General features: G+C 73.7%; 15 protein-coding genes. 5 read left to right on the forward strand and 10 right to left on the reverse strand.

What is annotated here, in order from left to right; genetic code table 11:
- The first annotated feature begins 409 nt into the window (after window positions 1-409).
- Together AB0F03_RS07610 and ptsP are read left to right on the forward strand one after the other, a co-directional pair.
- A complete protein-coding gene (locus tag AB0F03_RS07610; protein ID WP_361987536.1) occupies window positions 410-859 on the forward strand; it encodes a PTS glucose transporter subunit IIA in 450 nt (149 codons plus the stop codon).
- Between the two features lie 75 nt (window positions 860-934).
- Window positions 935-2605, forward strand: coding sequence for a phosphoenolpyruvate--protein phosphotransferase (gene ptsP, locus AB0F03_RS07615; RefSeq protein ID WP_361987538.1), 1671 nt, complete (start codon window positions 935-937; stop codon window positions 2603-2605).
- A gap of 90 nt (window positions 2606-2695) precedes the next feature.
- Here ptsP and AB0F03_RS07620 read toward each other — a convergent pair whose 3' ends face one another.
- Together AB0F03_RS07620 and AB0F03_RS07625 are read right to left on the reverse strand one after the other, a co-directional pair.
- Complete coding sequence (locus AB0F03_RS07620) at window positions 2696-3589, reverse strand: hypothetical protein (RefSeq protein WP_361987540.1); 894 nt, start codon at window positions 3587-3589, stop codon at window positions 2696-2698.
- Between the two features lie 164 nt (window positions 3590-3753).
- On the reverse strand, window positions 3754-5721 hold the full coding sequence (locus AB0F03_RS07625; RefSeq protein WP_361987542.1) for an acetoacetate--CoA ligase: 1968 nt from the start codon (window positions 5719-5721) through the stop codon (window positions 3754-3756).
- Between the two features lie 214 nt (window positions 5722-5935).
- On the opposite strand from AB0F03_RS07625, the gene AB0F03_RS07630 reads away from it, so the two are divergent.
- On the forward strand, window positions 5936-8233 hold the full coding sequence (locus AB0F03_RS07630) for a glycoside hydrolase family 31 protein (RefSeq protein WP_361987544.1): 2298 nt from the start codon (window positions 5936-5938) through the stop codon (window positions 8231-8233).
- A 132-nt stretch (window positions 8234-8365) separates the two neighbouring features.
- Here AB0F03_RS07630 and AB0F03_RS07635 read toward each other — a convergent pair whose 3' ends face one another.
- Window positions 8366-8902 carry an NUDIX domain-containing protein gene (locus AB0F03_RS07635; RefSeq protein WP_361987546.1) on the reverse strand — a complete coding sequence of 179 codons (537 nt, stop codon included), beginning with the start codon at window positions 8900-8902 and terminating at the stop codon, window positions 8366-8368.
- Between the two features lie 297 nt (window positions 8903-9199).
- On the opposite strand from AB0F03_RS07635, the gene AB0F03_RS07640 reads away from it, so the two are divergent.
- Entirely contained in the window at window positions 9200-10855 is a 1656-nt protein-coding gene (locus tag AB0F03_RS07640; protein ID WP_361987548.1) for a GGDEF domain-containing protein, read from the forward strand.
- A 436-nt stretch (window positions 10856-11291) separates the two neighbouring features.
- On the opposite strand, the gene AB0F03_RS07645 is transcribed toward AB0F03_RS07640, so the two are convergent.
- The 4 genes from AB0F03_RS07645 to AB0F03_RS07660 all read right to left on the reverse strand — a co-directional run bounded on the left by AB0F03_RS07645 (window position 11292) and on the right by AB0F03_RS07660 (window position 15689).
- Complete coding sequence (locus AB0F03_RS07645; protein WP_361987550.1) at window positions 11292-11897, reverse strand: ATP/GTP-binding protein; 606 nt, start codon at window positions 11895-11897, stop codon at window positions 11292-11294.
- A 142-nt stretch (window positions 11898-12039) separates the two neighbouring features.
- The gene (locus tag AB0F03_RS07650) at window positions 12040-12435 is read right to left on the reverse strand and encodes a DUF742 domain-containing protein (protein WP_361987552.1); all 396 of its coding nucleotides are present in this window, start codon (window positions 12433-12435) and stop codon (window positions 12040-12042) included.
- Between the two features lie 9 nt (window positions 12436-12444).
- On the reverse strand, window positions 12445-12879 hold the full coding sequence (locus AB0F03_RS07655; RefSeq protein WP_361987554.1) for a roadblock/LC7 domain-containing protein: 435 nt from the start codon (window positions 12877-12879) through the stop codon (window positions 12445-12447).
- Window positions 12876-15689 (reverse strand): nitrate- and nitrite sensing domain-containing protein, encoded by a 2814-nt coding sequence (locus AB0F03_RS07660; RefSeq protein WP_361987556.1) that lies wholly within the window; start codon window positions 15687-15689, stop codon window positions 12876-12878. Before AB0F03_RS07660 ends, AB0F03_RS07655 begins: the two co-directional genes overlap by 4 nt.
- Window positions 15690-16107: 418 nt before the next feature.
- Here AB0F03_RS07660 and AB0F03_RS07665 point away from each other — a divergent pair, with 418 nt between their 5' ends.
- On the forward strand, window positions 16108-16635 hold the full coding sequence (locus tag AB0F03_RS07665; RefSeq protein ID WP_361988211.1) for a hypothetical protein: 528 nt from the start codon (window positions 16108-16110) through the stop codon (window positions 16633-16635).
- A 64-nt stretch (window positions 16636-16699) separates the two neighbouring features.
- On the opposite strand, the gene AB0F03_RS07670 is transcribed toward AB0F03_RS07665, so the two are convergent.
- From AB0F03_RS07670 to AB0F03_RS07680, 3 genes are read right to left on the reverse strand one after another with little or no spacing between them, the layout of a single operon-like run.
- Window positions 16700-21355, reverse strand: a complete 4656-nt coding sequence (locus tag AB0F03_RS07670; protein ID WP_361987558.1) for a hypothetical protein — start codon at window positions 21353-21355, stop codon at window positions 16700-16702.
- Window positions 21356-21395: 40 nt separating this feature from the next.
- The gene (locus AB0F03_RS07675; RefSeq protein WP_361987560.1) at window positions 21396-22286 is read right to left on the reverse strand and encodes a hypothetical protein; all 891 of its coding nucleotides are present in this window, start codon (window positions 22284-22286) and stop codon (window positions 21396-21398) included.
- A 31-nt stretch (window positions 22287-22317) separates the two neighbouring features.
- Complete coding sequence (locus AB0F03_RS07680) at window positions 22318-23847, reverse strand: hypothetical protein (protein ID WP_361987562.1); 1530 nt, start codon at window positions 23845-23847, stop codon at window positions 22318-22320.
- Window positions 23848-23924: the final 77 nt, after the last annotated feature.

Consider the following 23924-nt stretch of genomic DNA (forward strand, 5'->3'; position numbering starts at 1 on the left):
TTTGGCACGCTGTTGAGTTCTCAAGGAACGGTCGCTTCCTTTGTACTCACCCTCTCGGGCTTTCCTCCGGGCGCTTCCCTTCGGTCTTGCGTTTCAAACTCTACCAGGGTTTTTCCCTCTCCCTGACCACTCCCCTGCGAGCACGCAGAAGGAGATCCAGGGATAGGATCTGACGAGTTTGGGTTCTGCCAGGTGAGGACACTGTTGCGCGCCGCTCCGTCCCGAGCAGGGTTACGACTGTACACGGAGCCTTGGAGCAGGGGCAAATCTCCCGGGTTGGTGGTCTAGACCACTAGCTGCTAGCTTCCATACGGAACCACCACTTCACATGACATACCCTGCTGCTCAACGCGCCGTTCGGGAGTACCGGTGACGGCCCGCGAGTAGCTCCACTCCTGGGAGGCTTCCCATGATCACCGTGACGTCCCCTCTCTCTGGACGGGCCATCGGACTGGCCGCAGTGCCGGATCCGGTCTTCTCCGGGGCCATGGTCGGCCCGGGTACCGCGATCGACCCCGTGCGCGAGCCCTCCGAGGCCGTCGCGCCCGTGGACGGCGTCATCGTTTCCCTGCACCCGCACGCGTTCGTCGTGGTCGACGAGAGCGGGCGCGGCGTGCTCACGCATCTCGGCATCGACACCGTCCAGCTCAACGGCGAGGGCTTCGAGCTGCTCGTCGACAAGGGCGACACCGTGCGGCGCGGCCAGAGCATCGTCCGCTGGAACCCCGCGTCGGTCGAGGCCGCCGGCAAGTCGCCGGTGTGCCCGGTCGTCGCGCTCGAAGCCACCGCCGAGTCCCTCTCCGACCTCCGTGACAGCGGTGACGTGAAGACCGGCGACGGCCTCTTCTCCTGGAACTGACGGCAGTGCCGTCGCAGGACGGCCGACAGCACAACCACCGCGGCGGGACCTGCCGCACTATCGGAGACGGGTGAGATGGAGACAACGCTGCGAGGCGTCGGCGTGAGCCATGGTGTGGCGATCGGCGAGGTTCGGCACATGGGTACGGCGGTGCTGGAGCCGCCGGCCAAGCAGATCCCCCCGCAGGACGCGGAGCGGGAGCAGGGTCGCGCCCGTCAGGCCGTGGACGCGGTCGCCGCCGACCTGACGGCACGCGGCAACCTGGCGGGAGGTGAGGCGCAGGCCGTGCTGGAGGCACAGGCCATGATGGCGCAGGACCCCGAACTGATGGCGGACGTCGACCGGCGGATCGCCGTCGGCAGCACGGCCGAGCGTGCCGTGTACGACGCCTTCGCGGCGTACCGGGAGCTGCTGGCCGGTGCGGGTGAGTACCTCGCCGGCCGCGTGGCCGACCTGGATGACGTGCGCAACCGGATCGTCGCCCGTCTGCTGGGCGTTCCGATGCCGGGTGTCCCGGACAGTGACCGGCCTTATGTGCTGGTGGCCCGGGACCTGGCTCCCGCGGACACGGCGTTGCTGGACCCGTCTCTGGTGCTCGGTTTCGTGACCGAGGAGGGCGGGCCGACCAGTCACAGCGCGATCCTGGCGCGGGCGCTGGGTGTACCGGCCGTCGTGGCGCTGCCGGGTGCCGGTGAGCTGGCCGAGGGCACGGTGGTGGCCGTGGACGGCAGCACCGGCGATGTCTTCGTGAACCCCAGTGACGAGAAGAAGGCCGCGCTGGAGGCCTCGGCCGCCGAGCGCAGGGCCGCGCTGTCCGCGTCGACCGGGCCCGGTGCGACGGCGGACGGGCACAAGGTGCCGCTGCTGGCGAACGTGGGCGGGCCCGCGGACGTGCCGGCGGCAGTGGAGGCCGGGGCCGAGGGTGTCGGCCTGTTCCGTACCGAGTTCCTGTTCCTGGACGACAGCAAGAACGCTCCTTCCGAGGAGAAGCAGGTGGAGGCCTACCGGCAGGTGCTGGAGGCGTTCCCCGAGGGCCGTGTGGTCGTGCGTGTGCTGGACGCGGGCGCCGACAAGCCGCTGGACTTCCTGACGCCGGCCGATGAGCCGAACCCGGCGCTGGGCGTGCGGGGCCTGCGGACGCTGCTGGACCACCCCGAGGTGCTGCGCACGCAGTTGACCGCGCTGGCGCGGGCCGCGGAGGGGCTGCCCGTCTATCTCGAGGTCATGGCGCCCATGGTGGCGGACCGCAGGGACGCCAAGGCGTTCGCGGACGCCTGCCGGGAGGCGGGGCTGCGGGCGAAGTTCGGCGCGATGGTGGAGATCCCGTCGGCCGCGCTGCGGGCGCGTTCGATCCTTCAGGAGGTCGAGTTCCTGTCGCTGGGCACCAACGATCTGGCGCAGTACACGTTCGCCGCGGACCGGCAGGTGGGTGCGGTGTCGCGGCTCCAGGACCCGTGGCAGCCGGCGCTGCTCGACCTGGTGGCGCTGTCGGCCGAGTCGGCCAGGGCCGAGGGCAAGAGCTGCGGGGTGTGCGGTGAGGCCGCGTCCGATCCGCTGCTGGCGTGTGTGCTGACCGGTCTGGGTGTCACCTCCCTGTCCATGGGTGCGGCGTCGATCCCTTACGTCCGGGCCACGCTGGCGAAGTACACGCTGGCGCAGTGCGAGCGGGCCGCGGCGGCGGCGCGTGCGACGGACAGTGCCGAGGAGGCGCGCGGCGCGGCTCAGGCGGTGCTGTCCGGCGAGTAGCGGTACCGGCGCGCCTCCGGCGTGCGGGGTCAGGGGCGTCCTGCCTTCGGGTGGGGCGCCCCTCGGTGTCTGTCCGGCCGTCGCCGGGTCTCAGTGGCGGTGGTCCGGTGCCGTGCTGTCCGCTCCGAGGTCGGGGGGTTCGCGGTAGTCGACGTTGGACTCCGGGGAGATCAGGTCACCGGTGTCGACGTCCGTGCAGTAGGCGTCGAAGACCTCGGACGCGGTCAGGGGTTCCAGGGCGCCGGTGCGCAGTCGCCAGCCGTAGACCTGGTCGGCCGTGCCGGGGGCGGTGGTGCGGATGACGAGTCCGCCGGGGCTGCGGGTCGCGAGGCCGAGGGCGAGGACGCCGGTGAACTCGAGGGCCTCGGCCTCGTCCAGGCGGGACGCGCCGTGGGGGTCCTGGTCGCCGTGCAGGACGACGGCGAGGGTGTCCGGGGCCGCGGAGACGGTGCAGACCAGGTGCCGGTCACCGGGCGGTGCGGTGTCGAGGATGCGGACCACCAGGTCGGCGGCGCGGGTGAAGGCCGCCCTGCCGATGTCCTCGCCGCAGGTGGGGCAGGGGCCGAGGCGGGTCAGGAGGGTGGTGGTGTACTCCCAGGTGGCCTGGCGTACGGCTTCGTCGACGAGGGCCGGCAGGAGGTCGGCGAGGGGTCGGCCGTCGTAGGGGACGGTGGGGCCGGTGGCCGCGAGTTCCGCGGTGAACCGGGTGCGGCTGGCCGGGGCTTCCGGGTCCAGGCCGGTGTCCGCGCAGTAGGCGGCGTAGTCCTCGGGGTCGAACAGGGCGAGGGTGGTGTGGCTGCCCTGGGCGGCGCGGGTGCGCAGGACGGTCTCCATCTGCTGGAGGTAGGCCGTGTGGTCGTCGAAGGTGAAGCTGCGGTAGCGCCGCATGACGCGGAAGTCGTGTTCGTCGGTGAGCACGCCGATGGTGCCGGCGATCTCGCGGCGCAGGACGCGTCGCATGGTCTGGTGGTCGGTGTGCGCCATGTTTCCCCCTGGTGCGCGGTCGATCAATGCTCACTCACCGTAACCGACGGCACTGACAACGGCGGTGCCGCCGGTGGTCGAGGATCGGCGATGGGAGCGTCTGCGCAGGTCAGGGGCGCTCTCTGCGGCGTGGACGCGGATGCGGAGGGTGATGCTCCAGTGGGTCAGGCGCGTTTGCGGGCGAGGTCCTCGTAGAAGCCGAGCAGGGCGAGGTTGTCGATGGAGCCGGGGTTGACCGCCTTCTCCAGGGGGGTTCCTTGCAGCAGGCGTTTGACCGGGACCTCGATGCGCTTGCCGGTAAGGGTGTGCGGGATGCCGGGCACCTCGATGATCTCGTCGGGGATGTGGCGGGGTGAGAGCTGTTCGCGGATGGATCGCTTGATCCGGTCCAGGAGTGGCTCGTCGAGGGTGGCTCCCGGTGCGAGGTGCACGAACAGCGGCATCCAGTAGCCGCCGTCGGGTTGTTCGATGCCGATGACGAGGGACTCCCTGATCTCCGGCAGGCGTTCGACGACCTCGTAGATGTCGGCCGAGCCCATGCGGACGCCCTGGCGGTTGAGGGTGGAGTCGGAGCGGCCGTGGATGATCACGGTCCCGCGCGAGGTGAGGGTGATCCAGTCGCCGTGGCGCCAGACGCCGGGGTAGGTGCCGAAATAGCTGTCGTGGTAGCGGCTGCCGTCGGGGTCGTTCCAGAAGTGGATCGGCATGGAGGGCATGGGGTTGGTGACGACCAGCTCGCCGACCTCGTCGACCAGGTGCTTGCCGCTCGGATCCCAGGACTGGAGGTCTGTGCCGAGGCCGGGTGCCTGGAGTTCGCCGGTGTACACGGGGAGGGTGGGTACGGCTCCGGCGAAGCAGGAGCAGACGTCGGTGCCGCCGCTGACGGAGGCGATCCACAGGTCGTCGCGGACCTCGTCGTGCAGCCAGCGGAAGCCGTCGGGGGGCAGCGGGGAGCCGGTGGTCGCGACGCACTTCACCCTGGACAGGTCGTGGTCGCGGGCGGGGTGGACGCCGGCCTTGCGGCAGGCCATGACGTAGGCGGCGGAGGTGCCGTAGAGGGTGGCTCCGGTACGTTCGGCGATCCGCCACTGGGCGCCCGTGTCGGGGTAGCCGGGGCTGCCGTCGTACAGGACGATCGTGGTGCCCGTGAGCAGGCCGGAGACGAGGAAGTTCCACATCATCCAGCCGGTCGAGGTGTACCAGAAGAATCGGTCCTCGGGGCCGAGGTCGCAGTGCAGGCCGAGTTGTTTGAGGTGTTCGACCAGGATGCCGCCCTGCGACTGGACGATGGCCTTGGGCAGGCCGGTCGTGCCGGAGGAGTACAGGACCCACAGCGGATGGTCGAACGGGACCTGTTCGAAGACCGGCTCGGTGTCCCCGGTCGTCAGTGCCGCCCACTCCAGGGCGCCTTCGGGTGCCTCGGTGCCCAGCAGCGGGATGTGGACGACGGCGCGCAGGGTGGGCAGTTCGCGGCGCAGCTCGGCGACGGTCTCCCGGCGGTCGTGCTCCTTGCCGCCGTAGCGGTAGCCGTCGACGGTGAACAGGACGACGGGTTCGACCTGCTGGAACCGGTCGAGGACGCTGCGGGCGCCGAAGTCGGGGGCGCAGGAGGTCCACACGGCGCCGACGGCGGCCGTGGCGAGGAGCGCGACGACGGCCTGCGGGATGTTGGGGAGGTAGCCGCTGACCCGGTCGCCGGGGCGTACGCCGAGGGTCCGCAGCGCGGCGGCGAGGGAGCCGACCTCGCGGCGCAGCTCCGACCAGCTCACCGGGCGTGGTTCGTGGGTCTCGTCGACGTACAGGAGGGCGGGTTCGTCGGCGCGGTCGGCCGCGGCGCGCAGGGCGTGTTCGGCGTAGTTGAGGGTGGCTCCGGGGAACCAGTGGGCGCCGGGCATGGCGCGGTCGCCGAGCACGCGCGCGTAGGGCGTGGAGAACCGCACGTCGAACCACTCGGTGACGGCTGCCCAGAAGGTGTCCGGCTGGTCGACGGACCAGCGGTGCAGGGCCGGGTAGCCGCCGTCGGCGGGGGCGCCGTGGTGTGCGGCGGCCCATGCCTGGAACTGGGTGATGCGGGCCTGGGCGATCCGCTGGGGATCGGGCTGCCAGAGCGGCTGGGGGTTCGCGGTCGACATGGGGTGGCTCCCGGGCTGTGCGCGTCGTGGGCGTCGGTCCGCGCACGGGCTGGGGTGTGCGCGTGACGCGGCTGACAGGGACGATGCCATGTGATCGATTTCCGCACCAGGGTGTCCCCCACATAGTCCGTGTCATGAAGATGTGGTGCCGGCACGGGTGAACGGCAGTTGAACGCCGCACGCGCGTGGGTCGCTCAGTGGCAGGGTGAGCAGCATGGACGGTCGTGACCTGGTGCGTTCGGTGAATGTGGTCGGTTCAGGGTGGGCTGCTCGGGGGTTGCGTACCGTACGGGCCGCCTGGCGCGGGAGGCGTGTCGACGCCGCCGGGCCGGCACCTCGGGGGCCTGAGCGGGCCCGTGTGCCGGGGCAGGTGCAGGGCGTGGAGCCGGGCCCCGGGGGCGGTCTGATCCGGTTCGGCCGCTCGGAGCTGCGGATCGTCGTGGCGGTGAACGGGGCGGTCTTCTGGGGATGGGACGGCTCCGGTCCGCAGCCGTCGTACGCGCTCGTGGGCAGCGGTCCCGAGCCGGATCCGCGGGCGGTGCTGGAGCCGGACAAGGACGGCGGCTGGCGGGTGGTGGCCGAGCGGATGACGGTCGTCGTCTCGCGGTACGGCGCGGTGGAGGTGTGCACGCCGGGCGGGGTGACCCTGCGGCGGGATCTGCCGCCGCGCTGGTGGGAGCCGGTCGGCGGGGGTGCGGCCCGGTGGGTGCAGCGTGCGGAGGTGGCGGCGGACGCCCGGTTCTTCGGCCTGGGTGGGCGCGCGTGCGGGCCCCGGCTCCGGGACGGCGTGTACCGGCTGGGGAACGCCGCTCCCGGCCGCGCGTCCGGGGCGGGTGACGAACGGCTGGATCCGACGATGCCGGTGCAACTGGTGGTGGCCGACGCCGGCACGCATCTGGTGTTCCACGACACCACCTGGGACGGGACCGTGGTGCTTCGGGAGGGAGAGGAGGGGGCCGGGTCCGGGCACGACCGGGCGGGGCACTGCGAGCTGCGGATGGACGGCGGTCCGCTGCGCTGCTGGGTCGTGGTGGGCACTCCCGCGCGCGTGCTGCACGCGTGGGCCGCGCTGACCGGGGCGCCCCCGCTGCCGCCGGCGTGGGCGCTGGGCCACCAGCACGCGCGGTGGGGCCCGGACGGTGAGCAGGAGGTGCGCCGGGTCGTCGCGGGGTATCAGGAACGGGGGCTGCCGCTGGACGCCGTACACCTCGATGTCGGTCGTGACGACGGCCGGGTGTCCGCTGTCGACGAGGAGCGTTTTCCCAAGCTGTCGGTGCTGGCGGAGGAGCTGCGCCGGGACGGGATCCGGCTGGTGTCGGTCGTCGGCGCGGCGGTCCGGGCGGAACCGGGCGACGCCGGGCACGACATCGGTCCGGCCGTGGACGTGTTCGTACGGGACGCGGGGGACCGCACGGTGCGGGGTGCGGCGCGGGCCGGCGAGACGGACGCGTGGTGGGGCGGTCCGTACGCGGAGCGGCTGGGGCAGGGCTTCGCCGGATTCTGGCAGGACGGGCACGAGCCAATGCCGTGCGGCGTCCGGTACGCCTTGGACGGGCGGGGCGACGATCAGGGGGAAGCGCACAACCTGTACGGGCTGTGCATGGCGCGGGCGGGCTACGAGGCGCTGCGCGCGTCGTCGCCCCGGGAGCGGCCGTTCCAGTTCTCGCGCTCGGGCTGGGCGGGGTCACAGCGGTACGGCGGCATCTGGTCGGGGGACGTGGCGCCTGGCTGGCCGGGGCTGCGGGCGGCGCTGTCGCAGGTGCTCGGGCTGGGACTGTGCGGGGTGCCGTACTCGGGTCCGGACGTCGGCGGTCGGGACGGCGGTCCGTCACCGGAGCTGTATCTGCGGTGGTTGCAGCTCGGAGCGTATCTGCCGCTGTTCCGTACGCACACGCATCCGCGGGCGGGGCGCGGGGACCCCTGGGACTTCGGTGCCGACGTGCTGGAGCACGCGCGCGTGGCGCTGCTCGAACGGCGGCGGCTGCTGCCGTACTTCCTGACCCTCGCGCATCTGGCGCGGCGGACCGGTGCGCCCTATGTGCGGCCGCTGTGGTGGGCGGCGCCGGAGGACCGGGCGCTGCGCGACTGCGAGGACGCGTTCCTGCTGGGCGACGGCCTGCTGGTCGCCCCGGTCCTGGATTCCGGGACCGGCCGGCGCGCGGTGCGGCTGCCGCGGGGCCGCTGGTACGACACGGTGACGGAGGAGGTCTACGAGGGCCCGGCACAGGTCCGCGTGGAGGCGCCGCTGTCACGCATACCCGTGTTCGCGCGCGCGGGGGCGGTGCTGCCGGTGCGGGGCGCCGGCGGCGGGCTGGAGCTGGAGGTCTGGGCGCCCGCGCCCGGGCGCACGGGGGGCGGGCTGGTCGTGCCGGACGCGGACGACGGGTGGGACGACCCGGAGATCGAACGCTACGTCGCCCGCCGACAGGGCGACCGGGTGGTGGTCACCCGGGACCGGGAGGGCGGCGGGGGTGAGCCGCCCTGGCCGGTGCGCGTACGGGGGCTCGGCTGAGGCGCCCGGGTCGGACTCAGCGGGGCCCGGGGGCTCGGCTGCGGCCCCCGCTCAGACATGGCGGCCCCGGGGGCTCGGCTGTGGCGCCCGCTCAGACATGGCGGCCCCGGCGGCTCGGCTGCGGCGCCCCGTTCAGACGTAGCGGCCCTCGAACCACGCCTGCACCGCGGCGGTGTGCAGCGGGAAGGCGAGTTTCTCCGGCCTGCGCAGCAGGTGCCGGCCGTCCGTCTCGGTCGTGGGCACGAAGGGCGGGAGTCCGTCGGCCGGGCGTTCGGGCAGGGCCCCGAACAGCAGCAGGTGCCCGTCGGACGAGCTCATGGCGTCCACGAGCCGCACGTCCCGGGCGGCTGCGTCGATGCCGGTCTCCTCCCCGAGTTCGCGTACGACGGCCTGCTTCCAGTCCTCGCCGTCGTCGATGTAGCCGCCGGGCAGGGCCGTGCCTCCGCGCGCGGGGGCGACGGTCCGGGTGATGACGACCAGGGCGGCGCCCTTCGTGTCGTACACGGGCTGGAGCGCGACGGCGACCGGCAGCGGGTTGTGGTAGGCGACGGTTCCGCAGCACGGGCAGGTGCGGGGCCAGCCGGAAATGCCCTCTCCGTAGGGCGCTCCGCAGCTCGAACAGTGTGAATTCGGCGCGGAGTTGACAGTCGGATGCTGAGTTTCGGACACGCGCGGACTGTATCCGATCAGGGGACGGACGTCTTCCGCCGGTGATGTACCGGGAATGAGCGAAACAGAAAGGGTGGCCGGAATCACCCCCGTCGATCCCGGCCACCCTTCCTCTACCACGACGCCGTACGGGGCCGTTCGGTTCACGTGAACCGGCCTGCGGCCCGGTCTTCTTCCCACGCGGGGACATCCGCTGCCGCGACTTGGGGCGCCCACGCTGTGTGACCGGCCCGGAATGCCGCGTGAACGTCTCATGAACTGGGCTTGGGCGTGCGCGGGCGGCGCCAGGATGCTGCCGTGCACTCCTGGACGGATACTCTGCGCTTCGCCTTCCAGCCGGTGGTCAACCTGAGGACGGGCGCGGTCGCGGCGCTGGAGACGCTCGCCCGCCCGGAGAGCGGTGATGTCCTCGCCGAGGCCCGCCGCGATCCGGAGCTGGACGGCAGGCTGGCCGTGCTGGCGTTCCGTGCCGCGGCGCGCAAGGAGACGCTGCTGCCGCTGCACCTGAACGTGTTCGCGGCGACGCTCGCCGACCTCGGCGGCCTCACACCGCTGCACGACGCCGTGCGCGCGGCGGGGCGGCTGCCGTGGGAGGTGACGGTCGACATCGTCCCGCCCTGCACGCACGTGCCGCAGCGGGCCCTGCTGGAGGCGGTGGCCTCGCTGCGCGAGCAGGGATTCCGGATCAGCGCGGACGGCATCGGTGACGGCGACGTGCCGCTCAGGCTGCTCACCGACCTCTCCCCCGATCTGGTCAAGCTCGACGCGTGCCTGCTGGCGCGGCCGGCCGCGGTGCGGGCGATGCGGACGCTGTGCGAGGAACTGGGCGCCCTGGTGGCGGTGGAGGGCGTGGAGACCGAACGGCAGTACGCCGTGGCGCTGTCGGCCGGCGCGCAGCTGGCCCAGGGCGAGCTGTTCGCGCCGCCGGCCCGGATCCCCGTCGCGGACGTGTACGTTCCGCCGCAGGTTCCCGGTGCCCCGGCCGCCCCGCGCTCCGGGCCGTCGGTGCGGGAGTTCGTGCGCCCCGCTGCCATGCTGCCGGTGACCGCGTCGGCGGGGCAGGTGCGGGCGCTGCTCACCGGGTCCCCGGACGTCTCCGGAGTCCTGCTGGTGGACCGCGCCGGGCGGCCCGTGCGGTCGGTGCACCGCTCGCGCTTCCTGCTGTCGATGTCCGGCCGTTACGGGCACGCCCTGTACGCCGACCGGCCGGCCGTCAAGCTGGGGGACGCGCCTCGCACGGTCGGCGCCGGCGCGACGGCCTGGGAGGTGCTGGACGTGGTGGCGGTCGGCGGCCGGGACCGGACCTCCGACGACGTGGCGGTGGTCGACGAGGGCGGCCGGTGCGTGGGAGTCGTACGGCTGGCGGACCTCGTGCGGGCGCTGGCCGAGAGCCGGGTGGAGGAGGCGGCCGGGCTCAACCCGCTGACCCGGCTGCCCGGTTCGGACGCCATCGTCGGCGAGGTGGACCGGCGGATCTCCGACGGGCGGCCGTTCGCGCTCAGCTGGCTGGACATCGACCACTTCAAACAGGTCAACGACGGCGCGGGTTTCGCCGCGGGGGACGAGCTGATCCGCGCGGTGGGCCGGGCGCTCCAGCAGGCGGTGCCGGGGCACGCGCGCGTGGGGCACATCGGCGGGGACGACTTCCTGGTGCTGGCCGACGAGGAGGCGCTCCGCCCGCTGGTCGCCGCGGTGCTCGACAGCGCCTCCTGGTCGGCGGGCGGCCGGCCGGTCACGCTCTCCCTGGCGACCGTCGTCTGCGGAGCGGGCAGCGTGCGCGACCACCACCAGGCCGCCGCCCAGCTCGCCCCGCTGAAGAAGGCCGCCAAGTCGCTGAACGGTGCGAGCTGGGTGCTCGGGCGCGCCGGGTTCCCCGGCCACGAGATCCGGCGCGGGAGCCCGGGACCGGCCCCGGCGCAGGCCGGGTACGCCACTGCCGACCCGGGATGGTGAACCGCCCTCCCGCGCGCGTGGGTCGACACCTGCCCGCACCGCCGGACCCGGTGGGTACGCCGGTGTCACCGTTGCCGTCGGCAACCTTGACGCCCCGGGGGCGCCGGTGAACACTTCCCGGTGTCAGCCGACATCGCCGTACGTTCTCGGTCTATCAGGCCCTTCGGCAGAGGTCTGTCCTGCGCCACGACCCGTCCCTCCGGGCGGTGCGGCTGCGACGGCACGCCCGGCATGGGCGCCGGGTGGGGCGGCGGGGACCGGCCCCGCCTCCGGCGGACGTGGCCACGGGCGGCGTCCGGTACGGAAGCGCCGGTTCCGATCGCCTCGTGGCGGCGCCGAGGGAAGCGCGTGGGCGCGTCCCACAGGACCGCGGCCCGTACCCCGGTCGGCGGGGGTACGGGCCGCGCCTGCCGCTCCGTGACGGGGGTGGACGCGGTCAGCCGGTGATGGCCTGGCGGCGGTCGGCCGCGTAGTCCATGGCGTGCCGTACGACGCCGATGAGCACCTCCTTGACCGACTCCCGGTCCCGGGCGTCGCACAGCAGGACGGGTACGTCCTCGTCCAGGTCGAGGGCCTGACGGACGGTCTCGGCCGGGTAGCGGGCGGCGCTCTCGAAGCAGTTGACGCTGACCAGGAAAGGGATGGAGCGCCGCTCGAAGTAGTCGACGGCGGCGAAACAGTCCTCCAGGCGGCGCGTGTCGGCGAGGACCACCGCGCCGAGCGCGCCCTCGGACAGCTCGTCCCACATGAACCAGAACCGCTCCTGCCCCGGTGTGCCGAAGAGGTACAGCACCAGGTCCTCGCGCAGGGTGATGCGGCCGAAGTCCATGGCCACCGTGGTCGTGTGCTTGCCTTCGACACCGCTGGTGTCGTCGACCGGCCGCCCGGCCTCGGTGAGCAGTTCCTCGGTGCGCAGCGGTCTGATCTCGCTGACCGCGCCGACGAGGGTCGTCTTGCCCACGCCGAAGCCGCCGGCCACGAGGATCTTGAGCGTGACGGGCTCGACCGGAGGCTTGCCGCGCTCAGAACGCCCGAAGATCATCGATCTCTTCTCCTGCTTGATGGGGGTCGGGTGCCGGCCGGCCGCGGCCGCCGGCACCACTGGAGGGCTGGACGAACGCGCCGCCCCCGACGGGGCGGCCGATCCGTCTGCCGGTCACGTCACTGCCCCGCTCCCGCGCCGGTCACAGCGCCCGGAGGCCGTTGATCACATCGCGCAGGATGCTCTCGTCCGGCAGCTCGGCCGGGGGCACGGGGCGCGTCACATGGACGAGTTCGGCGTGCACGAGGTCGCCGATGAGAACGCGGACCACGCCGATGGGCAGGTCGAGTTCCGCGGCCAGCTCGGCGACCGACTGCGGTGTGTCCCGGCAGAGCCCGACGATCTCCACATGCTCCGGCGACAGGGTCGGATCGGCTTCCGGGTCCCCGGTGCCGGGCTCGGTGACGACCACCGCGATCACGTCGAGGCGGTGCTGGGCCGTACTCGTGGTGCGGCCACGCGTCATGGCGTACGGACGGACGACCGGTCCGGCCTCGTCGTCGAACCAGTGGTTTCCTGCCTGACCGTCTGCGCTCATGTCATCCCACTACCCGCCCGCGGACAGGTCGGTGCGCGGGGCGGTGCCCAGATGCACGCCGACCCGCTTGACGAGCAGGGTCATCTCGTAGGCGACCTGTCCGACGTCGGAGTCGGCGTCCGAGAGGACGGCGAGACAGCTGCCGTCCCCGGCGGCCGTGACGAACAGGAAGGCCTCGTCCAGCTCGACCACCGTCTGGCGGACGCTGCCCGCGTCGAAGTGGCGGCCCACGCCCTTGGCGAGGCTGTGGAAACCGGAAGCCACGGCGGCCAGGTGCTCGCCGTCCTCCCGGGTGAGGTCCTTGGACACGCCCGTCGCCAGTCCGTCGCCGGACAGGACGACGGCCTTGCGGATACTGGCGACCCGGTCGACGAGGTCGTCCAGGAGCCAGTTCAACTCCTTCTGGTTCGTCGCCGTGTGGCCGGTCGCCTTCGGTGCGGTCATCGACCGTCCCCCTTAGTCGTTCCTGGTGCTGTGCCGTTCCGGGCGTCGTCGCCCGAGGCGTTCTCCTCGCGGCCACGCTGCCAGCCGCGCTGGAGCGAGGCCATCCGGCTGCGGACCTCGTCGGCGTCGCGGTCGGCGGGCTCCCCCGCGCGCTCGGCCGGCCGCTCGGTGGCCCGCTTGAGCTGGGGGGCCAGGCTGGCCTGGCGTACGCGCCGGGGCAGCGGCCCGGTGTCCGGTTCCGCGGACGGGTCACCCGCGGGTGCGGCGGTGCTGTCGTGCGGCGGTGCCGTGTCGCCGGGGCCGCCGGGGCCGGCCGCGCCGGTCCGGGTCCGCCTGGGCAGTTCCGGCACCCCGGGCGTCCCGTCGGCGTCAGCTGCCCGGTACGCCTCGGGTGCTTCGGCGGGGTCGGTGGGGCGCAGCGGGCCCGTACCGCGGCGGCGGGCCGGCAGCGGGGCCGGGCCGCCCGTGTCGGAGCGGCGCGGCGCGGCGGCGGGCTGCTGGTCCGGTTCGCCGCGGCGGGACCGCTGCTCGGTGACGGGTCTGCCGTGCGAACTGACGAGCTTGGGCGTCTGCCGCCGGGGCAGCGGTACGGCGTCGCCGGTCCCGTCGTGCGGGGGCCGGCCGGTCGGCGGGGCGGCCACCTCGTCGTCGGGGGCCGGACGGGGACGGCGGTGGCGGAACAGGCCGCCGCGCTCGCTGTCCTCGTCCGCGAGGACGCCGGGGAAGCCGTCGAGGGCGTCGAGGGCGTCGAGGTCGACGGGTGCCTCCAGTTCGACCGGGCCGTCCAGCAGGGAGGTCGGCAGGCCGGGCAGCTGGAGCGGTGCCGGGGAGTGTCCGGCGGCACGGCCCACCGCCTGTTCGGCGCCCTTGGCCGGGCGGTCCCGGTCCAGCCGGAAGCCGACGCCGTTGGTGTCCGGGACGTCCTCGGTCAGCAGCGCGTCGGGGAGGAGGACCACGGCGGTGGTGCCGCCGTAGGGTGACGGCTGGAGGGAGACGCGGACGTTCTGACGCTGGGCGAGGCGGCTGACCACGAACAGGCCGAGCCGGTCGGTGTCGGAGAGTTCGAACTCGGGGGTCTCGGCGAGCCGCAGGTTGGCGTCCAGGAGCGCTTCGGCCGTCATGCCGAGCCCCCGGTCGTGGATCTCGAGGGTGAAGCCGTTGGCGACCCGCTCGCCGAGGACCTGTACGGCGGTGTGCGGGGGCGAGAACACCGTGGCGTTCTCCAGGAGTTCGGCCACGAGGTGGGTGAGGTCGGCGACGGCGGGGCCGGTGACGGCGACCCGTGGCAGCCGCCGGACCTCGATGCGTTCGTAGTCCTCCACCTCGGCGACGGCGGCGCGGACGATGTCCATCAGCTGCACGGGTCTGCGCCACTGCCGGGACGGTGCGGCGCCGGAGAGGATCACCAGACCCTCGGCGTGCCGGCGCATACGGGTGGTGAGGTGGTCCAGGCGGAAGAGGTCGGCGAGTTCGTCGGTGTCCTCGGTCCGCCGTTCCATGCTGTCGAGCAGGGTGAGCTGCTTGTGCAGCAGCACCTGGCTGCGGCGGGCGAGGTTCACGAAGACCTCGGAGACACCGGACCGCAGCTCGGCCTGTTTGACCGCGGCTTCGACGGCGGCGCGCTGGAGGGTGTTGAGGGCCTGGCCGACCTCGCCGATCTCGTTCTTGTCGTACTCCAGGCGCGGCACTTCGGTCTCGACGTCGACCTGTTCGCCCGCGGACAGGCGGCGCATCACGCTGGGCAGCCGGACGCCGGACGCCTCGTGCGCCTCCATGCGCAGCTGGCGCAGGTCACGGATGAGGCGACGGCCGATCCGTACGGAGAGGACGACCGAGAACAGCAGGGCGGCCAGTCCGAGGAAGCCCGAGACGGCGGCCTGGAGGATGACGCCGACGGCGACGGGGTGCGTACGGTCCTGGAGGCGGTCACCGACCTGGTCGTCGAGGGTGCCGAGTTGGTCCAGGGCGGAGGCCGCGGCGGCGTCCCAGCTCTTGGCGGTGACACCGCGGGGGGTGCCGGACTCCGTGCCGGAGACGGTCTGTTCGGTCATGCGCAACGGAGCCGTGGTGGCACTTTTCCAGACCCGTTCATAGCGCTCGCACTCGTCGGAGGGCAGCAGCGGCAGACTGATCTGGTACAGCAGGGTGCGCTGGGCGACGAGGTCGGAGATGTCGCGGCTCTCCTCGCCGGTGATCCGGCCGACCACGAGGGCGGAGCCGAGCAGGGCGTCCTCGCGGGAGAGCAGCTCGCGCGCGCGAAGGACGTTGACCAGGGCACGGGCCTGCTTGTCGAGTTCCACGTCGTCGATGCCGTCGAGGTTGGCGAGCAGCACGAAGCAGGGGTCGACGAGCCGGTTGTAGGCGTCGAGGGCCTGGGCCCGGGTGACGGTGCCCTCCTGGACGCCGCGGCGCAGGGGGTCGAGGCCCCCGAAGGCGTCCAGCACGTTGGTCAGGACGTCCCTGTCATCGGCGTCCATGCCGTCGCGCAGGTCGCGGTCCCTGGCGTTCTTCCGGATTTTGGCGATCGCCCGGTCGGTGGCGGTGCGGGTGCGGTGCAGCCCCGTGAGGGCCTCGGCGGCCCGGGGGTCGGCGAGGTAGACGAGAGTCTGACGGCGCTCCTGCTGGAGGACGCGGACGGTGTCCTCGGTGGGGTAGCCGATGTCCTCCACGACGTCCGACACGCGGAACAGGTGGGCGACCTCGCGTCCCGTGAGTACCGTGGCGAAGCCCCAGACGACGGTCAGGGACAACAGCGGCACGAGAAGCAGCGCCACGATCTTCCGGCGGATCGACTTCCCGCGAAAGCGCATGGCCTCCCCCAGCTCGACCCCCGCCGGCCGGGGGCGCACATATCCGTCAACAAACGGCGCGAGCCTACTACCGCGGCACCGTTAACTCGAAGACATGTCCGGAGGGCGAACTTCCGCACCGCAGGCGAGAGATGACGAGTTGTCCGGGCATTGCGGGAGATTGCCACCGCCCTGCGGGCACCCGTGGTGCACAGGACCGCGGCTCCAGGACCGGGGGTTGGCTGAAACTTTTCGCCGGGCGGGAATCTTCGGGCGGTCTCGTTCGTCCTCCTCTACGGGAATTGGGGGCGGAATGGGTCACGGGAGTCGTGTCCCGCACCCCGGCGGCGTAAAGCAGCGCAAGCCGGGCAGGCCCTGGGTAGCGGTGTCTTCGGACGTCGGGGCGAGCGGTCTGCTGGCGGTGGGGAGTGACGCGGTGATGGGCACGGTGGAGCGGCGCGAGGCGCCCGAGGAGAGCGCGGCGGTGCGCTCACGGACGAGGGGGCGGCAGGAGGGTTCGGATCCCGACATTCCGGCGCAGCGGCGCCTCGGTGAGGCCGCCGGTGACGATCAGCAGCAGTATTACCGGCCGTTGTGGATCGAGGAGCCCGCGCGCCGGCACCCGACGCCCGACCCGGTGCGGGCGGCGGCGGTGCGGGCGGTCCTCGTCATATCGGTGACGCTCATCCAGGCGATGGTGGCGTTCCTGTGCACGATGGCCGGCTCCTGGCCGGCGTTCCCCATGGTGATCAGCAGTGTGGCGAGCACCGTGGCCGCCACCTGGGCCGTGGTGGACGTGTGGGTGACCCGCCAGGTGTGGAACCAGCGGCACGGCGTGGTCTCCGAGCCGAGCAGCACCGCCCGGACCCTCCGCCGTGAGCGGCGCGCCCGCCGCCGTCAGGAGCGGACGGCTCCGCGGGACCGGATAGCCCCGCGGGGCGGCACCGGCCGGCTGTCCCACTCCTGACCCGGCCGGACGGATCCGCGGCGCCGGGGCGGCGGGCGGTACGGCCACCCCGGGCCGGCGTGGATCAGCTCGTGGCCGGTGCCGGCTTCCGGAACATCCGGGTCGCCGTGATCTCGCTGTGCACCGTCTCTCCTGCCTGGGGCTGGGGTGGCAGTCCCGGCCGCAGGTGCTCCTCCACGCTGATGTACTTCAGGCCCGCCCGGAGGTCCGCGTCGTTGCGCAGCCGGATGACCAGCGGGAACTCGGCGAGGGCGGTCGTGTCGAACAGGCCGGTGGTGTACAGCAGCTGCACGCCCAGCGCGTCGGAGACCGCGCGCTGGAGCTCCAGCAGGTAGGTCGCGTTGGCGCGGCCGATCGGGTTGTCGAGGAACAGGGTGCCCGCGTGCCGGTGCTTGTCCCGGCCACGGTCGTTCGAGCGCAGCGCGGCCATCGTGCAGTACAGGGCGATGGCGGCGGTCAGCAGCTGACCGCCCGAGAAGACGTCACCCATCTGGCCGACCGGGACGCGTTCGGCGCGCAGTACGGCGTCCGGCTTGAGGATCTCGACGGCCACGCCCTTGGGCTGGAGTGCCGCCGCCACTCCGCGCAGCAGCAGGGACATGCCGTCGCGGCGCAGGTCGGAGTTCTTCTTCACGGCCGCGCGGGTGGCCTCGTCGATGACCTCGCCGAGCCGTTCGGTGAGGACGGCCTGGTCGGGCTCCTCGAAGCGGATGCGCAGGAACTCCTGCCCGGACCACTCGCCGAGCCCCTCCGGCAGCCGGGAGAGCCGCTGGGCGGACCTCAGCGTCGCCAGGGCCGACTCCACGAGTCCGCGCAGCCGGTCCACGATCGAGTCGCGGTTGCGTTCCAGCTGGGCCAGCTCGTCCGTCAGGACGCGCAGCCGGGGGGCGAAGGCGTCCGCCCACTTCTGGGCGTGCTCGGGCAGCGCGGCGGCGGGCAGTTCGCGGATCTGCTGCCGGGCGGGGGTGCGGACCTGCTCGTAGCGCGTGGAGTTGGCGTGCCGGACGAGGATGTCGCTCGCCTCGCGTACGGCCGTCTCGGCGGCGGAGAGGTCGCCGGCGCAGCCGCGCAGCGAGCGGCGGGTCTCGGCGGCGGAGTTCCGGGCCTCCTCCAGCGTGCCGGGGTACGGCTCCGGTTCCTCCTGCTCCTCGTCGGGGGTGTGTTCGCGCAGCAGGTCGCGGAGCATGGCGGCGATCTCGTCGAAGCCGCCGGCCGCGTCCTCGGCGGCGCGGTGGGTCTCCAGCAGTTCCGCGTGCGCCTCGCGGGCCCCGGCCAGGGCCTCGGTGCGGGCGGAGAGTTCGGCCGTGGCGGTGCGCAGCAGGGCCTGGGCGTGCTCGGCGTCGCGCGGGACGAGTTCCTCGGCCAGTCCGGTGTGCGTCCCGCCGTCCTCGGGCGCGTGCCGCTCGGCCTCGCCGCGCAGCCGGCCGAGCTGCTCGCTCGCGGTCGACACGCGGGTCTCCAGGAGTTGCACCAGTTCCTCCGCGCGCGCGGCGGCGGCCTGCCGGGAGGGCCCGTCGGCGCCGTCGGGTGACTGCAACAGCTGCTCGGCGCGGGTGCGGACCTTGTTGCTGAGCCGGTCGAGTTCGGTGCGGGCGGCGCTCTCGTCGCTCTCCGCGCGGGCCTGTTCGGCGCGCAGGTCGGCGCCGACACCGACCTTCTCGTAGACCTGGGAGGCGGCCCGGTACGCCTCGCGCAGGGCGGGCAGGGACGCCTTGGGCGCGTCCGCGTCCTCGGCCGGTACGTCGTCGGGGGCGCCGGCGATCTCCGCGCGCTCGGCGCGCAGGGCACGCGCGGTGCGGCGGGCGTCGTCGGCGGCGCGCTGGGCGGCGCGGCGGTCCTCGTCGGCGGCCCGGGCGCGCTCCAGGCAGGCCTGGGCGCGGGCCTCGGACTCGGTGGCCTCGTCGGCGAGTTCGCGCAGCTTCGCCTGCCAGCCGGCGCGCTCGCGGAGCCGGAAGGCGAGGCCGGCGAGGGCGTCGGCGGCGCGGCGGGCCTTCTGGGCGGCTTCCTGCCGCTCGTCGCGGACCTGCACGGCCTCGGCGGCGGCCTCGTCGGCCTCCGCGCGCACGGTCCGCGCCTCGGCGAGTGCTGCCTCGCTCTCCTCGGCGGTCGCGCGGGCTTCCTCGGCGGTCCGGGCGAGTTCGGTGAGGCGTCCGGCGGGGCAGCCGGTGCGCCAGGAGGCGAGCCGGGCGGCCAGTTCGCGGTCCTTGCCGAGCCGGGCGGCGAGGGTCCGGATCTCCTCGTCGCGCATGGTGGCCCGGGCGCGCAGGGTCTGCCGTTCCTCGTCGGCGGCGTACTCGTCGTGCATGGCCGGGTTCGGCGGCACGAGGAAGACGTCGTCCGGGGCGGCGGCGGGGGTCGGGGCGAGCAGCGCGGCGGCGGTGCCGACGGCCACCGCGGAACGCGGCAGGAGGGCGGCGGCGTTCAGTGCCTCGCGGGCACGTGCGTGCGTGTCGGGGTCGGTGATGATGACACCGTCGACCAGTTCGGGGCGGGCGGCCAGCACGCGCGCGTGGTCGACGGGGTCGACGGCCTGCGCGAGGTAGCGCCAGCCGGGCAGCGCTGGGATGCCGTGCTCACCGAGGAACTCCACGGTGGCGAGCACGTCGGGTCCGGGCGGCAGCAGTCCGCCGTCGCCGAGGGCGCCGAGGATGCGGGCGTCGTCGGCGGCGGCCGTACGGAGGTCGAAGAGGTGCCGTTCGGCCCTCGACACGGCGTCGTCGAGGAGTTCGCGCAACTCGTCGGCGAAACGGTCGAGTTCGACGGCGGTGAGCGGACCGTCACCGTGGGCGCGGGAGGTGTCCCCGGGGGCCGCCGGGGTGCCGTCGTCGGAGCCCCTCCTGGGGCCCGGTACACCCGCGCGTGCCGCTCCCGGCGTGCCCGGCAGGCTCAGCAGCTCCGCGAGGCGTTCCTCGGCGGCCAGCGACTCGGCCAGGCGCCGCTCCGCCTCGTACGCCCGTTCGGCGGCGGTCGCCGCGTCGGCCGCGCGGGCCGCGGTCAGCTCCGCGCGGGACTCGGAGGCAGCCGCCTCGCGCGCGTGCTCGGTGGCCTTGCGGGCGGCCTCGCGGGCCGTGTCCCAGGCGGCCACGGCGGTCTTCTCGGCGTCGCTGGCGGCGAGCGCGGCCCGGGCCGGGTCGGCGTCCGGGGCGCTGTCGTCGAGCCAGCCGGCGCGGACCGCCTCGGCGGTCTCCTGCTCGACCTCGGCCAGCCGCTGGCGCAGGTGCCCGGTCTCGCTGCGGGCGCGCTGCGCCTCGGTGGCGGCGGCGGTGGAGTCCCGGTAGGCGGTGTCGCTGACCTCCTGGAGAGCGGCGGAGCGCTCCTCCTCCTCGTTGGCGAGGGCCTCCGCGCTCGCGGCGGCCCCGTGCAGGGCGCGCACGAGGTCCACGGCGGCCCTGGCGCGGGCGGCGAGGGCGGGGGCCGCGTCCCGTTCGGCCTCCTGGATGGCGGCGGAGACGCGGGCGACGCGGTCGGCGGCGGCGCGGTGGCGCAGCACGGCCTCCGCGCCCTGCCAGGCCGCGTGCAGGGTGCGGGCGTCGGCCAGCTCGCGTTTCTGCGCCGCGGCGGACTTCTCGGCGGCGGCGAGGGCCAGGGAGGCGTGCCGGTAGGCGAGTTCGGCGGCGATCAGGGCGCTGCGCTCCCGCGCGCCCTCGGTGTGCGTGACGGCGTACGCGGCGGCGGTGACCCGCTGGGCGAGGTCGGCGGCCCGGACCCGTTCGCGCACGGCCCGCGCCGACAGCCGCCGGGCCAGGGTGCGGGTACGGCGCTCGGCGCCGGTGTGGATGTCCCGCGCGCGTGAGCGGGCTTCGGCGGCCTCCACGATCCGGCCGAGCAGGTCGGCCGAGCCGGCGGTGAAGTCGCGTTCGGCGATCAGTTCGGCGCGCCGGCCCAGTTTGCTGCCGAAGCCGCTGACGAGGTCGGCGAGGCCGTCGGTGTCGCGGGTGTCGGTGACCGCGCGCAGCAGCAGGTCGGTGAAGTCGGAGTCCTTCTTCACCGCGAAGAGACCGGCCGCCTCGCCCTCGTCGGCGTTCATCTCCCGCTGGTAGCGGAAGAGTTCGGGGTCCAGACCGAGGTCGCCGAGGTGTTCGTTCCAGCGGTCGTGGATCTCCTCCCAGTGCACCTCCAGGTGCGGGTAGGCCTTGCCGGCCTCCATGAGCGCGTCACGGAAGCCCTTCATGGTGCGGCGGCGTCCCTGTGCGCCGGAGCTGCCCTCCACGGGCGGCCGTACGGCGGTGGACTCGGCAACGGGCAGGTTGTCCAGGCTCAGTCCGGGGCCGGGCCGGAAGGAGTACCAGGCCTCGGCGAACTTGCGCGGGTCGTTGGAGACCTGCCGGCCGCGCCACTCGCTGACCTTGCCGACGACGACGCACTCGCCGGTGAGCACGTGCTGCCATTCCAGGGCCACGTGGCCGCAGTCGTCGGCGAGGAGGAACTTGCGCAGCACACCGGAGCTGGCGCCGCCGAGCGTGTTGCGGTGGCCCGGCAGCATCACCGAGAAGATCAGTTTCAGGAGTACGGACTTGCCGCCGCCGTTCTCCAGGAACAGCACGCCGGCGGGCGCGGGCCGGCGCGGCGGGCCGGACGGCTCCTCCTGGAAGAACTCCGCCTGCATGGGCGCCGGGTCGGGCACGGGCTCGCCGACACCCCGCAGGTCAAGCACGGTGTCGGCGTAGCGCGCACCGGCGGGACCGATGGAGTAGAGGCGGACCCGGGACAGCTCGTACATGGCGGACTCTCGTCAGTCTTCTGGCGGTTCGGTGAGGTGGTCAGGGGTGCGAGGGGGCGTGGAACGGCAGGCCGGCGTCGGCCACCAGGTCCAGGTCGTCCGTGTCCTCCGCGGGCAGCAGGCTGGCCGTGCCGTCGGTCACCGGGACGACGCCCAGTTCGAGCAGTTCGGCCAGGGCGGCGCTGCCGGCCAGGTCACGGACCTGGAGCTGGTAGCGGGCGGTGGTGCGGTAGGTGCCGCCGTGGTCGTCGCCGGTGCGCTGGAGGAAACCCGAGTCGGTGAGGAAGGCGAGGGCCTTCGCCACGATGCCGGTGGTGGAGGCGGCCGGCCGGCGGGCGTCCTTGGTGGCGCCGGTGGCGCTGCGTCTGGCCCAGATCCGCCAGGCGGCCTCCAGGCCGGGCGCGTCGGTCACCGGGTCGGTGTTCTCGCCCTGCTCCTCGGCGCGTTCCTCCAGGCGGCGGCAGGCCTGCCGGACGAAGGCGTCGACGCCGTTGACCGTGACCCGGCCGATGTAGGCGTCGTCGGCGAGGTCCTCCGGGCGCGGGAACGCCAGCGCGGCGGCGGCGAGATGGGCGAGTCCGTGCAGGAAGCGGTCGCCGGAGTCGGCGGCGGTGCGACGCGCGTAGTCACCCATGCGGACGGCGAAGACGGAGTCCTCGGCGGCCGTCACGGCCATCCCCGCACGCGGGGACACCTCCAGGACGACGAGGCCGAGACCGGCGGCGACGGCGTCCGCGAGCCGCGCGAACGGCGGGTCGTCGCGGTAGCGGCGCAGCAGCTCGGTGTACTCCTGGTCGCGCGCCGGCTGGAGCCTGGGCTGGAGTCCGAAGGCGACGAGCCGCGCCGCGTCGGCGGCGTCGGCGGGGGTGACTGCGGCACCGGCCGGCGCGGCGGCGGGCTCGGGCTCACTCCGGTCGGCGGGCTCGGTCACGGGTTCTGCTCCTTGTCGCGGTCGTGCTCACTCATGCTGCTTCCGTCCGGTCCGCGGCCATTCCGGCCGAGTCGAGCAGGGCGGTGCCGACGATCAGGTCCGCCCCGCCGAACTCGGGATCGTCCAGCTCGGTCCCGTCGTCCACGGCGAACAGCAGTTTCTGCTCGCCCTGCCGGTAGGCGGTGCCGACGGGCGGGCTGGCGGCGTGGACCGCCAGCAGCGCCACGAGGTAGGCGAGGTCCGGGTCACCGGTCCGGCGGGCCTCGGCCAGCAGTCCCGACAGTCTCCTGGGGGCGTCCGCCGGCAGGTCGAGCAGCTCCGTCGCCGTGGCGAGCTGCTCCTCGCTGAACCGGCTGTCGTCCGGGGTGGCGATCAGATCGGGCTCGGGCATCTCGGCGCCCAGGTGCTCGCGCTCCACGGGCGGTGTCAGCAGGATGTCCACCAGGTCACCGACCCGGACGGACACCGGCGTCCTGAGCCCCGTGCCGTGCGCGAAGAAGGCGTCCGTGACCCGGATCGCCCGCTCCAGGGGCAGCGGCAGGACGGGGGCGAGGAGGTGGCCGTAGAGGTCCGTCCCGGAGGTCGCCGCCGGGGTGGCGAAGGCCTGCCGGTCCTGTTCGGCGCGGAACAGCGGGCCGGCCTCCAGCAGGCGCGCCTGGAGCTGGGTGTGGCGCCGGATGCAGTCCTTGACGATGTCGACCAGTTCGGCGGCACGGCGCTTGTGCTCGGTGTCCTCGGTCTCGTCGCGGGCCTTGCGGATGTTGGTGAGGATGGCGTTCTCGTGGCGGTAGCGCTCGGCCACGTGGTCGAGGGCCTCGGCGATCATGTCGGGGACGGCGTTGAGCCAGTCGACCGCGCGGACGTTGCGCCGGGTGGCGTCAAGGGCGCGGCGGAGCGTCTCGGAGTACTGCACCGTGCGGTAGCGGGCCTGCTCGGCGGCGAGCTGCGCGTCGGCGAGCCGGCCGCGGTTGATCAGCACCTCAAGCTTGACCTCGGCGGCGATCTGGGCGCTGGTGACGTCCGTGTCGAGCGCGCCGACGAGGACGTTGACCGCCTCGTCCGTCGTCCGCAGGTAGACCGTGCCGCCGGGGCCGGGGACCTCCTCGATCAGCTTGAAGTCGTAGTCGCGGCGGACGTACGTGCCGTCGGGCGCGAAGGTGCCGTACACCGCGCGGAAACCGCGGTCCACGCTGCCGACGTTGATCAGGTTCTCCAGGACCCAGCGGGCCACCCGTTCGTGCTCGCCGGCGTCCCGCCGGGGGGCCTGGGCGGCGATGCGCGGGACGAGCCGGGCGACGATCTGCTCGTGGTCGGCGCCGGTGTCGAAGTCCATGTTCAGCGTGACGAGGTCGATGGCGGCCAGGGCCACCTCGGCCATCCCGTACACCGAGTACTCGCCGGCCAGATTGGCCTTGCGGGCGTCGAGGTCGTGCAGCGGCGCGGTGCAGGCGAGCGCGCGCAGCCGGCGCGCCAGCCCCTCGTCGGCGGCCGGGCCCGGAGCCGGGCGCGGCCCCGCGCTGAGCTGGGGCGGAACACGGTCCGTCGATGCAGGCGAAGTCACGGTGCACAGACTAGGTCCTCGGTCTGACATCGACCCAAACGACGCAGAAGCCACGGCCGTCACGGAGGCTCGACACG

This window comes from Streptomyces sp. NPDC028722 (assembly GCF_040637655.1).
Lineage (GTDB): Bacteria > Actinomycetota > Actinomycetes > Streptomycetales > Streptomycetaceae > Streptomyces.

What these genes read in the sequence shown, in the direction of transcription:
- AB0F03_RS07610 (WP_361987536.1), top strand. Translation starts at nt 410, where the DNA reads ATGATCACCGTGACGTCCCCTCTCTCTGGACGGGCCATCGGACTGGCC.
- ptsP (WP_361987538.1), top strand. Translation starts at nt 935, where the DNA reads ATGGAGACAACGCTGCGAGGCGTCGGCGTGAGCCATGGTGTGGCGATC.
- AB0F03_RS07620 (WP_361987540.1), bottom strand. Translation starts at nt 3,589, where the DNA reads ATGGCGCACACCGACCACCAGACCATGCGACGCGTCCTGCGCCGCGAG.
- AB0F03_RS07625 (WP_361987542.1), bottom strand. Translation starts at nt 5,721, where the DNA reads ATGTCGACCGCGAACCCCCAGCCGCTCTGGCAGCCCGATCCCCAGCGG.
- AB0F03_RS07630 (WP_361987544.1), top strand. Translation starts at nt 5,936, where the DNA reads ATGGACGGTCGTGACCTGGTGCGTTCGGTGAATGTGGTCGGTTCAGGG.
- AB0F03_RS07645 (WP_361987550.1), bottom strand. Translation starts at nt 11,897, where the DNA reads ATGATCTTCGGGCGTTCTGAGCGCGGCAAGCCTCCGGTCGAGCCCGTC.
- AB0F03_RS07650 (WP_361987552.1), bottom strand. Translation starts at nt 12,435, where the DNA reads ATGAGCGCAGACGGTCAGGCAGGAAACCACTGGTTCGACGACGAGGCC.
- AB0F03_RS07655 (WP_361987554.1), bottom strand. Translation starts at nt 12,879, where the DNA reads ATGACCGCACCGAAGGCGACCGGCCACACGGCGACGAACCAGAAGGAG.
- AB0F03_RS07660 (WP_361987556.1), bottom strand. Translation starts at nt 15,689, where the DNA reads ATGCGCTTTCGCGGGAAGTCGATCCGCCGGAAGATCGTGGCGCTGCTT.
- AB0F03_RS07665 (WP_361988211.1), top strand. Translation starts at nt 16,108, where the DNA reads ATGGGCACGGTGGAGCGGCGCGAGGCGCCCGAGGAGAGCGCGGCGGTG.
- AB0F03_RS07670 (WP_361987558.1), bottom strand. Translation starts at nt 21,355, where the DNA reads ATGTACGAGCTGTCCCGGGTCCGCCTCTACTCCATCGGTCCCGCCGGT.